The 13,593-nt window shown below is 54.5% G+C and carries 13 protein-coding genes and 1 tRNA gene; 10 read left to right on the top strand and 4 right to left on the bottom strand.

Annotated features, from left to right (window positions below):
• Window positions 1–3 precede the first annotated feature (3 nt).
• The 4 genes from M1158_02295 to M1158_02280 all read left to right on the top strand — a co-directional run bounded on the left by M1158_02295 (window position 4) and on the right by M1158_02280 (window position 2,566).
• A complete protein-coding gene (locus M1158_02295; GenBank protein MCL5099932.1) occupies window positions 4–1,116 on the top strand; it encodes an NFACT family protein in 1,113 nt (370 codons plus the stop codon).
• A gap of 8 nt (window positions 1,117–1,124) precedes the next feature.
• Entirely contained in the window at window positions 1,125–2,036 is a 912-nt protein-coding gene (locus M1158_02290) for a ribonuclease Z (protein MCL5099931.1), read from the top strand.
• Window positions 2,027–2,098 (top strand) — tRNA-Val (locus M1158_02285). The genes M1158_02290 and M1158_02285 overlap by 10 nt, the downstream gene beginning before the upstream one ends.
• Before the next feature lie 108 nt (window positions 2,099–2,206).
• Complete coding sequence (locus tag M1158_02280) at window positions 2,207–2,566, top strand: hypothetical protein (protein MCL5099930.1); 360 nt, start codon at window positions 2,207–2,209, stop codon at window positions 2,564–2,566.
• A 111-nt stretch (window positions 2,567–2,677) separates the two neighbouring features.
• Here the strand turns inward: M1158_02280 and M1158_02275 are convergent, their stop codons facing one another.
• Window positions 2,678–3,322 carry a hypothetical protein gene (locus M1158_02275; protein ID MCL5099929.1) on the bottom strand — a complete coding sequence of 215 codons (645 nt, stop codon included), beginning with the start codon at window positions 3,320–3,322 and terminating at the stop codon, window positions 2,678–2,680.
• Window positions 3,319–4,197 (bottom strand): agmatinase, encoded by an 879-nt coding sequence (gene speB, locus M1158_02270; GenBank protein MCL5099928.1) that lies wholly within the window; start codon window positions 4,195–4,197, stop codon window positions 3,319–3,321. Before speB ends, M1158_02275 begins: the two co-directional genes overlap by 4 nt.
• Window positions 4,198–4,342: 145 nt before the next feature.
• Between speB and M1158_02265 the strand changes: the two genes are divergently transcribed.
• From M1158_02265 to M1158_02255, 3 genes are all read left to right on the top strand, one after another.
• The gene (locus M1158_02265) at window positions 4,343–4,699 is read left to right on the top strand and encodes a hypothetical protein (GenBank protein ID MCL5099927.1); all 357 of its coding nucleotides are present in this window, start codon (window positions 4,343–4,345) and stop codon (window positions 4,697–4,699) included.
• A gap of 145 nt (window positions 4,700–4,844) precedes the next feature.
• A complete protein-coding gene (locus M1158_02260) occupies window positions 4,845–5,621 on the top strand; it encodes a hypothetical protein (GenBank protein ID MCL5099926.1) in 777 nt (258 codons plus the stop codon).
• Between the two features lie 57 nt (window positions 5,622–5,678).
• Window positions 5,679–7,796, top strand: a complete 2,118-nt coding sequence (locus tag M1158_02255) for a DEAD/DEAH box helicase (protein MCL5099925.1) — start codon at window positions 5,679–5,681, stop codon at window positions 7,794–7,796.
• Window positions 7,797–7,835: 39 nt separating this feature from the next.
• On the opposite strand, the gene M1158_02250 is transcribed toward M1158_02255, so the two are convergent.
• Together M1158_02250 and M1158_02245 are read right to left on the bottom strand one after the other, a co-directional pair.
• Window positions 7,836–8,564: a hypothetical protein gene (locus M1158_02250; protein ID MCL5099924.1), complete on the bottom strand. Its 729-nt coding sequence runs from the start codon at window positions 8,562–8,564 to the stop codon at window positions 7,836–7,838.
• Between the two features lie 58 nt (window positions 8,565–8,622).
• On the bottom strand, window positions 8,623–9,510 hold the full coding sequence (locus M1158_02245) for a hypothetical protein (protein ID MCL5099923.1): 888 nt from the start codon (window positions 9,508–9,510) through the stop codon (window positions 8,623–8,625).
• Between the two features lie 77 nt (window positions 9,511–9,587).
• Here M1158_02245 and leuS point away from each other — a divergent pair, with 77 nt between their 5' ends.
• From leuS to M1158_02230, 3 genes are all read left to right on the top strand, one after another.
• The gene (gene leuS / locus M1158_02240) at window positions 9,588–12,401 is read left to right on the top strand and encodes a leucine--tRNA ligase (protein ID MCL5099922.1); all 2,814 of its coding nucleotides are present in this window, start codon (window positions 9,588–9,590) and stop codon (window positions 12,399–12,401) included.
• The gene (locus M1158_02235) at window positions 12,401–13,066 is read left to right on the top strand and encodes an HAD family hydrolase (protein MCL5099921.1); all 666 of its coding nucleotides are present in this window, start codon (window positions 12,401–12,403) and stop codon (window positions 13,064–13,066) included. Before leuS ends, M1158_02235 begins: the two co-directional genes overlap by 1 nt.
• Before the next feature lie 89 nt (window positions 13,067–13,155).
• Window positions 13,156–13,575, top strand: coding sequence for a hypothetical protein (locus M1158_02230; GenBank protein MCL5099920.1), 420 nt, complete (start codon window positions 13,156–13,158; stop codon window positions 13,573–13,575).
• Window positions 13,576–13,593: the final 18 nt, after the last annotated feature.

Here is a 13,593-nt window from a genome sequence, read left to right as displayed (position 1 = left end):
ACAATGCGCGAGATATCCACGCTAGAGCTCTCTGTTCTATCGAGGGAACTTGCGTCGCTCAATGGTTACCATATCGACAAGTTCTACGAGTTGGGAAATGGCTCTTTCAGGTTCAGGCTGAGCAGGCAGGGCACGCAGCTCAATCTGCAGTGCCTTCTCGGCCGCACGGTTGGTGCAACACGCTACGTAGAGGCCGCGGAGCAGCCTACACCATTCGCGCTCGCGGTGCGGAAGCGCATCTCTGGCGCGGTGATAGGATCGGTCGAGCAGTACAACGACGACCGCCTGCTGCTCATCAGGTTGGAGAAAGCCGATGCAAGCATGAACATAGTGCTCGAGATGTTCGGCAAGGGCAATATGGTAATAGCCGAGCAGGACATGCGCATAATGCTCGCTTACAGGGTGCATGACTTCAAGGACAGGAGCGTGCGGCCCGGCGCAACATACGTGCCGCCCCATAACGCTCCTATTACTATGGCAGGAACCAGCGGTGCGCAGGCAAGGCTGGCCGAGCTTGCGAAGGCAGCTGATCAGAACGTCTCAATCATGTCGTTCCTCAACAGGAACGTCAACATCGGGGCGCAGTACGCAGAGAACGCCCTGCTGCACCTGCGCATCGACCCTAAGGCAAGACTCTCGCAATCGCTCGGGTCGCTGCCAGACATCGCGAAGGCGCTTGCTGATGAAGTGGCAGAATCGGCGGCGCCATCGTATTGCATGTACCTCGATGGCGGCAATGCGGTCGACTATTCTGTGGTTCCGCTCGTCAAGTACAGCACATTAGAAAAACGCACCTTTGCGAGCATGCAGGAGCTTCTTGACGAATTTTATTATTCCGTCATGCCAAAGGAAACAATAGAGGAAAACGCGCTTGCCAAGGAGCTCGCCGCGAGCATCGAGAAGCAGAAGCACGCAATCGCGGAGCTGGAGGCCTCGACGGCATTGAACCGCGAGGCAGGCAGAAAGATATTTGAAATGCTAAACCAGATAAATATGCTGATATCGTACGCGAGGGAGCACAGGCATGCCACAGTCGAGGAGCTCAGGGAGCGCTTCCCCGAGCTCAAGATAAATGGCCTTGACCTGAAGGACAAGATAATCAAGCTGGAATTGTAGGCGAATGCATGTTCAGGGCAACAATACTCGGCACATCGGGCTCGGCGCCCACGAAGGAGCGCGGGCTGGCAGGCGTGGCGGTTGAATATGAAGGCATGCTCTACCTGCTCGACTGCGGCGAGGGCACGCAGAGGCAGATGATGCGCTTCGGCATAAATCCCTACAAGGTGAACGCCATATTCATAACGCATATGCACGGCGACCATGTAATAGGCGTTGCGGGCATTGTGCGCACGCTCGCGCTCTACAAGCGCTCAGCGCCGCTTTTCATATACGTGCCCCAGGGCTTCACGAAGAGCCTGCTGGCGCTGCTGCAGTTCGACAACGCCATGATAAGCTATCCAATAATAGTCGAGGAGGTGCGTTCCGGCATTGTGCGTGTCGACAAGAACCTCGAGATAAGGGCGTTCGCGCTCAACCATACTGTAAAGACATACGGCTATGTCGTCAAGGAGCAGGACAAGCATCATTTCATGAAGCGCAAGTGCGACTTGCTCGGGATAAAGAGCGAGATGTTCTCCGCTCTAGCAAAACGCGGCTCAATAAAGATAGGGAACAAGACGGTGAAGCTGAGCGCCGTTACCACGCTGGAGCAGGGCAGGAAGCTGGTGTACGCGACTGACACGCGGCCTGCTGCATCAACTGTTGCAGCTGCCAAAGGCGCCGACCTCCTGATCCACGAATCTGCATACGCCGAGGAGCTGGCAAGGTTGGCCAAGGAGCGCCTGCACTCAACCGCAAAGGAGGCAGCAGGGGTGGCGAAGAAGGCCCATGTCAAGAGGCTGGTGCTGACCCACATGAGCACGCGCTACACGGACCAGCGCGTGCTGGAAAACGAGGCAAAGGAAATATTCAAGAATGTTGAGGCCGCACATGACGGGCTGAGCATAACGCTTGAGCGTGCGAAGAGGGGCTCGTAGTCGATTGGTAAGACGTCACGTTGACAACGTGAAGATACGGCGTTCGATTCGCCGCGGGCCCATTTTCATCTGCAGCTTGTGCCCAAGCACTAACGTCCCTTATACGCCGCTCGCCGAATGCGAAGCAAGCCTTTTAAAGCATTGCCAGTGCACTCCTCTCTGTGATGTAAATGGCTAAAGAAAGAGGAACGAACCCGGCAGCATTCGTGCTGCAGTTCATAGGTAGCATCATCTATCTGGCCCTAGTCTACCTGATCTCGACAGGATCGGTGGCTTTCGGCGCGGCTGTATCGTCGATATGGCTGCCATTGCTCTATGCAGGCGCGGTAGTCAGCTCGATAATCCTGTTCATAGTCAGCTTCACGTACCTAATGGGAGTCGGCCAAAAGTTTGGCATGACTGCAGGGTGCGCGGCTATAGCGGGAGGCTTTGCCCTAGTGGCTCTGAGCCTGGGCAGCACGACGTACCTGCTTACGGCGATAGTCGGCTTCATACTGGCCGTGATCGGAGCAGGACTGGGCAGCAAGTAAGCGTTATTTTTCTTTATTTCCTCTTTTTTATTTTTCATGGCGCGAGGCGCAGCCCTGCACTATCCATTCCAAGCAATGGGTAGTTAACAGCGATTAACGTAAATTGTACAACTAGTAATGGCTTTCAGTGCTTATTCTAGGGAACTTCTTTATTTCGGCTCTATCAAAATTTCTCCTAAGCCATTCATTTAGCTTTGGATCGTCGCTATACCTGCGCAGAAAGTTTTCGACGGTTCTTTGCTCAATCGTCTGCAGCTCGCTTTTGTCAACCCCCATACCAACCAGCTCTTCCACTATTGTGCCTAGATGGTCTGGGTCTGTTATCTTGTAGCCAGGGAATATAGAAAGGCGGATAGGCTTTGCCTCTACTGACTCTAGTATACCATGATAAATTTCCTTTACATGCTTATTATCAAGATGCACTGTTATGGTGTCAAAGGTCGTCGGCGAATCAGGTCTCAGCGTATCGATAGACGGCTTCGTTACATTGTTTTCTATGGCACCTATTATCTTAAGCTCTTCAAAATGGGCTAAGACATAGTTCATTATTATGATACCGTCTTCCCTGTTCTTGTTGGTGTATTCGCCTATCTTCGATTGGTGCCTTGTTTTTTCCTCGGCCAACCTTGCCAGGCCTTGCACGACTTCTTCCAGATGCCGCTGCCCTCCTATCCATCTTTCGTCAACTAGGCTGGTTGGTGCGCCGGCATTTTGCTGGCTCGGTCTGTATTTCTTCGGCGTAGCGTAAAGCCTCATTTCCTATCCCTAAAGGCATTACCTATTATCAGATATATGAGCTTTGCGGCTAGGTAATTCGGGGCATGCTGGCCAGGTATGGGGCTCAGCTCAGTCACATCGAAGCCCAGGAGCTCCTTTTTCCTCAGAAGCATGGCTATCACATCTACAAGTTGCCTGAAGCGCATGCCGTCTGGTTCGGGTGTGCCCACGCTCGGCATCTCGCTGGGATCGAGCACGTCAAGGTCTATCGTCATATATACGCTTTTCTCGGTTCTGGCTGCTATCCTGTCTGCTATGGTCTTGGCGTCCATGCCCCGCATGTCCTTCATATATAAGGTATCCTTGGAGTGAAGCTTCGCGCTCTCTTCGTCAGTGCTGCGCACTCCAACGCTATACACGCCCCTCGCCAGCTCGCGGGCCCTTGCCGCCACGCACGCGTGCGAGTATTTCGAGCCCATGAACTCCTGCCTAGAATCGGCATGGGCGTCGAAGTGCACAACGCTGAAGGCCTTGCCCGCCTTTGCCAGCGCCCCGATCGCGCCTAGCGCGACCGTGTGCTCCCCGCCGATGAGCAACGGCATCTTCCCGTCTGCCACAATGAGCTCAATCTCCCTCTCTATGCGCCGCACTGTGCGCTCTGGCGAGCCGACATCAGGCTCGAGTTCCTCTGTTGTGAATATACTTGCCTCGCTCGGCTTCCGGCCGAGCTCCTCGCTGTAGAGCTCGACGGCCCTGCTGGCCTCTATTATAGCCATTGGCCCGTTCCTGGCGCCTGCCTTGTAGCTGGTAGTCGAGTCGTAGGGCACTGGCACTGCCACGACCTTTGCAGAGTCGTAGCTCTGATCCTCAAGCCCGAAGAGGTTGTACGGGGCCATGCCATGCAACAGTTTCATTGACTCACATTTGCCTGTAGCAGTATGTTTCCGCAAAGCATTAAACATGCACTATGGAACGACTAAAGGAATCTTTATATGACGCTAAACGTATGCCTTACCAACATTTAAAAACCTTGCCAGCTCTCTCACTAAACGTGGTTAAATGGCGAAATTAACCAGAAGGAACCCGGCAGCATTCGTGCTGCAGTTCATCGGCAGCATCATATACCTGGTCGTTGTATACCTGGTATCAATTGGAACAGTAGCATTCGGGTCGGCTGTGTCGTCGATATGGCTGCCATTGCTGTATGCAGGCGCGCTGATAAGCTCGATATTACTATTCATAGTCAGCTTCACAAACCTAATGCCATCGGGCAAATTCGGCATGTATGCAGGCAGTGCTGCGCTGATCGGCGGCTTCACCCTGATGGCCCTGACATACGTGAGCTCATTCTGGCTGTTCGTCAGCATAGTGGGCTTCATACTGGCCATTATAGGAGCAGGCCTGGCGAAGGAGTGAGCGTTGCTCATTCCCTTCTTTTTCTTTTTCTTTTTCCTGGTTCTTGACACGTAGCCGGTGCGCTCTTCGCTGGAGTGCGCAAAGAGCACCGAAATCTTTTTATATGTGATGCATTACAATACTCTAATTTTTCAGTGGGGGTAAAATGGTAGCAGATGACTTAGACTTTCTTGACATGGAGCCAAAGACAACGCAGAGAGCTCCTGAAAGCAGAACGCAAATCGATCCAGATGCTGGCAAATTGGCAGTCTTAATAAGGCGCAACGGCTCAGACGGCATCGAAGCCGTCTCTGGCAGCTCCGCTGTGCAGTTCTTTGCCAAGGAGGGCATTATAACACGAATGCCAAAAACCAGCCGTAAGCCCTACAAACCTAACGAATTGGAGCTACGTAAGACCGAGGTTGCAGAGTATTCGTCAGAGGCCGGGAAGCATGCGAAGCGCGAGATTGCAATCGACAGAAACTTCAGGCCGATGAATTCGCTCGCAAGTGCCAACGTAGACGGCTTCATGGACTTGAATTCCGACAATACGTGGGCCTTCAGGAACACTTACGTTGCCCATGGCTTCTCTGGCGCGCCACAGAATGTCACAGCCGTGCGTGTTGCCAATAAGCGCTATAGGAGCGATGATGCGCCTTATGCCGCTGGACAGATTAATGAACCTGCAACGCGAAGACGCAGTACGATCAGGCCGACTGGCGACATGGCTGTCATCGCAAAAGATGTTTTAATGGACGGGATTGGGGCCGCTCTTGATTTCAGATCCCACGCAGAGAGCCTGCGGACACTGCTTGCCGGGGCCGAAGCGCAAGGCACGCAGACATCGGGGTTCACGTACAATCCAGAAACTGACAAGCAGTTCAAGATATTCGAGCTCCGCCATATGCGGGCAAAGGTCCACGGGGATGACGCAGCGCGCTGAGCCGTGCAGCATTGCGCGGGCTAGTGGCTAAATACTTTCAAGCCTATGCATATGCTGATGGACGTATCATCAATAAAGGGCAAAGCGCCGAACGAGATACTCGAATCCCTTGCGGCGAGGGGCATACGCAGATTTACGCCTCCGCAAGAGCTTGCGCTGTTGAAGGGCCTTCTCGATGGCAAAAACGTGCTAGTGGCCTCGCCGACGGCCAGCGGCAAAACCCTTATTGCCGAGCTCGCGTGCGTCAACTCTATACTGGCAAAGGGCAGGAAGGCGCTCTACATAGCCCCGATGCGCGCGCTCGTCAGCGAGAAATACAACGAGTTCAGGGCCTCTTACCCCTACATAAAGACAGCCATATCGATGGGCGACCTCGACGCGAGCGACCAGTGGCTGTCGGAATACGAGATGATATTCATCTCAACCGAGAAGCTCGATAGCCTGATGCGCCATAGGATCGGCTGGCTTTCCGAGATAGGATGCGCGGTCTTCGACGAAGTGCACATGCTCGGCGAACCAGGAAGGGGCCCAACACTCGAGTTGGTCATGACAAAGCTCGCCTCGGCAACGCATGCGCAGCTCATCGCATTAAGCGCCACGATAGGCAACGCAGACGAGCTGGCGGAGTGGCTCAATGCCGAGCTCGTCACGAGCGACTACCGGCCAGTGCCCCTAAAGAAGGGCATAGTGAGCGATGGCAAGGTGTATTATGGCGATGGTGACGGCGAGGAGCTCCTAGGCGCAAGCGCCGTGCCCGAGGTGCGCGTGCTCGAAGATACGCTAGACATCTCAAAGCAGCTGCTCCTCTTCTATTCTTCAAGGAGGAATGCGGAAGCCGGCGCAGTAAGGCTTGCCCCCCATGTGCAGAAGCTCCTCAAGCCTGCAGAATCCGAGGCGCTGGCGAAAGTCGGCGACGCAATCCTCAACGCGCTCGACAGGCCTACGGCGCAGTGCGTCAAGCTTGCAGAGCAGGTAAGGAAAGGCGTTGCATTCCACCATGCGGGGCTGCTCAATTCGCAGCGCGCGGCAGTGGAGCAGGCCTTCAAGGGCAACCTCATCAAGGCCATATGCGCTACGCCTACATTGAGCCTCGGCGTAAATGTACCGGCGCACACTGTGCTGGTGCGCGACCTGCACAGGCACAGCGAGTCAGGTGCAGACAGGCTGGGAATCAACGAGGTAATGCAGCTCTTCGGCAGGGCGGGCAGGCCCCAATACGACAAGGAGGGCAGGGCGCTCCTCATAGCAACGTCAAAGTACGCCATCGCGGACCTGTACAACAACTACCTCAATGCCGAAGCAGAGCCGATAGATTCGAATCTTGGCATGGCGCCCGTATTGCGCATGCACATGCTGGCCTTCATAGCCGAGGACTTCCTGAACGACCTGGATGCGATCAACGTGTTCATCGCGAAGACCTTCTACGGCCATCAGTACGGCAACAATGCACACATAAGGCGCGTGATCGGTGAGGTACTTGACGACCTCGAGGCATGGAAGTTCATAGAGCGTGCAGGCAAAAGGGCCTACATCGCGACGAAGATAGGCAAGCGCGTGAGCGAGCTCTACATAGACCCGCTCTCAGCCAAATGGATCATGGACTCGCTAGCTAAAGCGGACGACGGGCTTGGCACGCTCTACATGATATCAAACACCATAGAGATGAGGCCGTACGTGAAGCCTACCGAAGATGCAGAGGCAAAGTTCGTCATGTACAGGAGCATGGCGAAGTCAGGCTCATTGTATGAGTATGCAGGCATGGACTACGGCTCATATGATCCGATTGGTGCATTCAGCACCGCCATGATGCTCAACGACTGGATGGAAGAATTACATGAAGATGAGCTGGTCAAGAAGTACGGCACGACACCTGGTGGGCTATTCACGAAGCTGACAAACGCAGACTGGCTGGCCTACTCGGCAATAGAGTTGGCCAAGATATCGAAGAGGTCGGCACACGCGCTGATAGACACAAGGGTGAGGCTAAGGTACGGGATAAAAGCCGAGCTCCTCGACCTTGTCAGGCTGGAACAGATAGGAAGGGTAAGGGCACGCAGGCTCTTCGACAACGGCATCAAGCGCGTCACAGACATACGCGCCAACAGGGAAAAGGTAGTGAGGCTTCTTGGCAAGGAAATTTCCGAGAAAGTATTCTCGCAGCTCGGCGATACCTGAACTACTCTGCACCCATCTTCTCTTGGCGTTGCAGCTTCATCAGCTGCCTCTTCTTGCCCTCCTTCCAGTCCTGCGCTGCGGCCTGCCTTCGAGCTCGCGCACGGCGTTCTCGAACTCGGTGACGAACTCCTTTGACGAGTTGAACATCATCAGCATGCCAGTGAAGCCGAACACCAGCACCAAGGTCGCGACAGTTATGAAGAGCATGGCGGCCATGTTGCCCTGCTCGCTTGCATAGAGCGCAGCGTTCGACATGGTGGCGGTTATGGCGCCAAGAACCACCACGAACACGACAAGCAGCGCTGTCGCGCCGTACGCAAGCTCCTTGTAGCTGTGCCTGAACAGCAACGTGACAGATATGTAAAGCACCCAGAGTATGCCGCCGAAGCTCAGCAGGAACATCAGCGGGGCTATGAAGCTGTTTATGAACACCACTGGCATAACGAAAACCGCAATTCCCACAAGGATGGCCAGTACCCAGGCCGCCATGTATTTGGAGTGCTTCCTGGATTCAAGCTCGTTCATGAGCCTTACTGACGACCTATGCGCGTTGGCGAAGCTCATGATCAGCATCAGCGCCGCCACTATTATAAGGAGGCCCCAGAAAGCAAACTCGATCATCGGATGGGAGGTGAAGGAAGGCGAGAGCAGGCCGGTGAACATTATCCCGATGGCGAGCGCTATGGCGAACGTCACCATAGATACTCCAAGTGCGCGTCTGTAAGCAAAAATCCAGTACCTCTTTACATGCTCTCTTGCGTATTTCACTCAGCCACCGCTTTACCTTGTATGCATCACAATAAAAATCTTTCCGATGGAAAGTTTGTTACAGCGGTATGATGTAGAGGAGCAGGTTGCCGAACAGCAGGGTTAGCACGACGCCCACAAATATGGCTGCCGCGAACGGCATCGCGTTCTTGTATACAGGGAGCTTCGAGGCGAAGCGCCTCCTTTTCATTGTTGCCATCAGCTTGGGGGTCGCGAGACGCTCGAAGCCGGGCACGCGCTTCTTCACGCTTGTCAGCTCGCGCTTGCTCATGAGGTTAGTGGCTATTATGTCGCCTTCCTCCATACTTTTTGGAGTCACGTAGCGCACCATCACGTCGGTTATCGGTTTCTCGAAGAAGAGCAGCAGCGCAGATCCCGCCATCATAACGGTTATGAGTGCAATGCCCGGCCAGCCCGTGCCTGTCACGTATATGAGGAAAGCGAGGAACAGGGCGTATGCCACTGTCACCATGCCAACCTTGACCCAGTTGTTCTGCGAGAGCATGGAGTCGAGCTTCTTGCTGCCGAACCTCTTGATTGCTAATGGTATGTAGTATAGAGGCACCATTATCAGAACTGCTATGCCGGAGTTCACCACTACGGATGCGATGAAGGGAAGGTTGAACTGCAGCGCGCTTACCAAAAAGGGTGCGCTCTGAAGAGGCAGCATCATCGAGAGCGCAGCCAGTTCCGCCACGTCAGCAAAGCCAAGCTGGCCTATCCTGTAGATTATGTAGCCTATGGCCAGCACAGCTATTGCAAGGAGCAGGCTGGCTACTATGATTATCGTGTTCATGTAAAGTACAGTAAGCGCAATGCCGTAAGCGAGCGTGGCGTATACGACTATCGACGGCACGTTGCGGTTGTTAAACAGATCGTAGAGCATATAGATGAGCGCTATCGCAACTACGCTCCCAAGCCTCAGCGCCAGCAGGTAATCGGCCATGGTACTACGTAATGTATTGTACGTCACAATTAAAAAGTTCTTCTTTCAAGCTCTATGCGGCACCTTGGGCGATGCAAGTGATAGATTACAAAGCCATCGAGGATAAATGGCTAAGGGCATGGGACGAAACCAAGCTTTTCGAGGCCGAACCTACCGATAGGCCCAGCATACTGGTAACGGCCGCCTGGCCCTATACATACATTCCCCAGCATATAGGCCACATGCGCACATACGGCACGGCAGACTTCTACGCAAGGTACATGCGCATGAAGGGCTTCAACGTGCTTTTCCCGATGGGCTTTCACAAGACGGGCACGCCGATACTTGCGGTAGTGAAGCGCATACTTGCCGGCGACGAGGACCTAAAGAAGGAATATGAGCTATACCACATCGGCTGGGACAAGGTCAAGAGCCTTGCAGATCCCGCCTTGCTGTCAGAGTACTTCTCAGGCGTGTACAAAGAAGAGATGAGGCATGCCGGCCTCAGCATAGACTGGCGTCGAAGCTTCACTTCGACCGACGCAATATACAGCAAGATGGTGGAATGGCAGTTCTCCAAGCTGAACGCGAAGGGCTTCCTTGTCAAGGGCAGGCATCCAGTAGGATGGTGCCCGAATGAGGGCAACGCCATAGGCATGCACGATACGCTCCATGACGTAGATCCGAAGATAGAGGAAATGACCGTGATAAAGTTCAGGGACTCGGCCAGCGACGCGTTCTTCGCCTGCGCGACATACAGGCCTGAGACTATATACGGCGTGACCAACCTGTTCATTAATGACAAGGCGGAATACGTAATTGCCAAAGTTGAGGGCTCAAAGCTCTACATCAGCAAGGACGCAGCAGCGCTGCTCTCATATCAGGCGAAGCTAACGGTAGAAGAGGAGATAAGCGCGGCGGAGCTTTTGTCAAAGAGAGCCATAAACCCCGTTACAGGTGAAGGCATAGCGGTGCTTCCGGGCTACTTCGTCAAGCCCAATTTCGCCACCGGCATTGTCATGTCGGTGCCTGCGCATGCACCGTTCGACTATGCGGCGCTCGAGAGGCTAGGAAGCGGCAGTGCGCTGCCGGCCAAGGTAATAATTACTATGGCAGGCGAACCAGCAAACGAGCTGCCAGCAGCGAAGTACCTAAAGGCTGTGGGTGCGGATGCGCATGCGCCGGACGAGAAGGTCGAGGAGGCGACGAAACTGCTTTACAAGACAGAGCAACGCAACGGGATTATGGCTGTAGGAGAGTACAAGGGCAAGCCGGTTGCCGAGGCGCGAGAGCTGGTGGCAAGGGAATTGCGAGGAAAGGGCGACGCCACAGGCATGTACGTCCTGGCAAACGAGCAGCCTGTCTATTGCAGGTGCGGCTACAAGGCAGTGGTGAAGGTCATAGAGGACCAGTGGTTCATAGATTACGGCAATCCCGCATGGAAGGAGCAGGTCAGAAGCTACATGCCCAAGATGAAGCTCTATCCCGAGAAGATGCGGGCCGCATACAATGCCACAGTTGAATGGCTCGAAATGAAGCCCGTCGAACGCGCCCAAGGCCTGGGCACGAAGTTCCCGTTGAACCCATCACACATAATAGAGCCGCTCTCAGACTCAACCATATACATGGCGTTCTACACGTTCGTGCACGTATTGCATAGCTATGGCGTGAAGCCCGAGCAGCTCAAGCCGGAGTTCTTCGATTACGTGCTGCTGGGCGAGGGCAATGTCGACGCGGTCGCGAGAAATACAGGCATCGATCCAGAGGCTACGAAGAAATGCCGTGACTCTTTCGCGTACTGGTACAAGTACACGTCAAGGCATTCCGCACACGAGCTCATACCCAGCCATCTCACTTTCTACATATTCAACCATCTTGCAGTATTTCCGGAGCCCTTCTGGCCGAAACAGATAGTCACGAGCGGCATGATAAACCTCAAGGGGCAGGAGATGCACAAGAGCACAGGCAACGTGATGCCGCTTGGAGACGCGCTCTTGAAATTCGGCGCAGACACGGTGCGCTTCATATTGATAGTAGGCGGCGATCTAGAATCTGACATGAACTTCATGCCTGACAGCGCAATTGGCGTCATGACGAAGAACCAGTTCCTGTATGACATGGTGGGCGCGCTTGACGGCGAGGACAGCGGGGCACTCGGCCACATAGACTACTGGCTGTACTCGAAGCTCAACTCCAAGATAAAGAGGGCCAGCCAGGCAATGGACAGGCTATCGCTGCGCGAGGCATACATAGACATCTACTACAATTCGGTCAATGAGCTGAAGTGGTACGCTGCGCGGGGCGGAGCGAACGCGCTCGTGGTGCGCGATTTCATAGAGAAGGTTGTGCTCATGCTCGCTCCGGCCATGCCCTTCCTCGCCGAAGAGCTTTGGCACATGCTGGGCAAGAGCAATTTCATAGAGAAGGAGCGCTGGCCGGAATGCGATGAGAGCATGATAAACATGGCAGTGGAGCGCGCAGAGGAGATGGTGCAGCGCACCATAGAGGACGCAGAGTCTACGCTCGCACTCACCGCCAAGATCGATGCCAACAAGGGCAAGAAGCCGAAGTCGGTCACAGTGATAGTCTCGGAGGACTGGAAGGCCGTGGCATACAACGTGCTGTGCAATGAGCGCGACATCGGCAAGGCGATGTCCAGCGGCAAGCTCAAGGACATCGACAGGCAAAAGCTCTCCGCGTTCCTGACGCAGTTCGCAAAGAGGTTACCTGAGCTGGCCGAGCTCGGGGAATACGACGACGCCGCCATATTTGACGGGCTTTCGCAGGCAGCACCTTACATGAGCAGCAGGCTGGGCGTCGAAGTGAAGGTAGAGCGCGAAGGCTCGTCAGGCTCAAGCAGGGCGCAGAGGTCGCTGCCTGAAAGGCCTAGCCTCGACATAAGGTGGGAGTGATGGGCCAGCTCTCGCCATACAAGACATTCATATTCGATTGGGACGGCACGCTCAGGGGCGTGAGCACTGCGCGCAAGCTCAACGCGGCGCTGAATCCTCATTGGCGCACTAAGAAATCACTTTCAAGAGGCAGCGTCAGGAAGTACACTAAAGATGAGATAGCCGCAAACATGCGCCACGTCCACACAGGCCGGACGCTGGCCGAGCTCCACGAGGCCGAGACTGCTTTGCTGACCTTCATCGGCGACCTCTCGCTTGCTTTCATAGTGCCGAGGCTGAGCTACGGCTCAAGGGAAACGCTCGAAGCGCTCAAGGAAAAGGGCAAGGAAGTGGCGCTGTTCACGGATGCCGCACTATGGCGCGTATACAGGGAGCTCGATCGCCTCAATGTCATTGGATACTTCGACGCCATACTGAGCGCACAGTCAATAATGCGGCTCAAGCCCGACCCTCTTGGGATAGAGATACTGCTAAGGGTGCTTCGCGCGAACAGGCGCACAACGATCTACGTCGGCGACTCGATCGACGACATAAAGCTTGCGGAGAATGCTGGAATAGCATCAGCGGCAGTCACGAACGGGTTCGACAGCGCGTCAATGCTCTCGAAATGGCGCCCCGACTACATGTTCACGAGCATGGAAGAGTTCGGGCGCGCTCTACTATAAGATCAGAAAAAGCGCCAGTTTCCAATTCCGCCGATAGAGCTAAATATCCTGCCAATTCAAAAGAATAAAGCAACGATGCAGTGATACCAATGATAACCGGATTCACAATATCCAACGTGGAAGGGAAGATAAGCGACGTCACGGCGCTGCAGAAGCAGCGGTTCCCGAGGCTCAACATAAGCCTCGACAACCTGAACGTGAAGAGCGACAAGATAAACATAACGTACACGTTCCTTGCAGACTATTTCGACGGCGACGGCAAGGACGCAAAGAACCTGGGCCAGATCAAGCTCGGCGGCGTCATAGAGATACAGGAGAGCAAGGAGGTCGTGAGCGCGGTCACGAAGAAGTGGAACGAATCGCACAAGCTTCCTGTGCAGATGGCCGAAGAGGTCGTGAATGGCCTGAACTTCAGGTGCAGCGCGACAGGCACGCTCGTAGCGTACTCTCTGGGCCTCATACCTCCTCTCGTCATAAGCACTACCAAGATCCAGGACGAGGGCGCCTGAGCGCTTTCCGGGGAAAAG

Source organism: Candidatus Marsarchaeota archaeon (genome assembly GCA_023473665.1).
Taxonomy (GTDB): Archaea; Micrarchaeota; Micrarchaeia; order Micrarchaeales; family Micrarchaeaceae; genus JAMCYM01.
The sequence above is the reverse complement of the archived record's forward strand: the minus strand, read 5'-3'. Positions and strand labels throughout refer to the sequence as shown.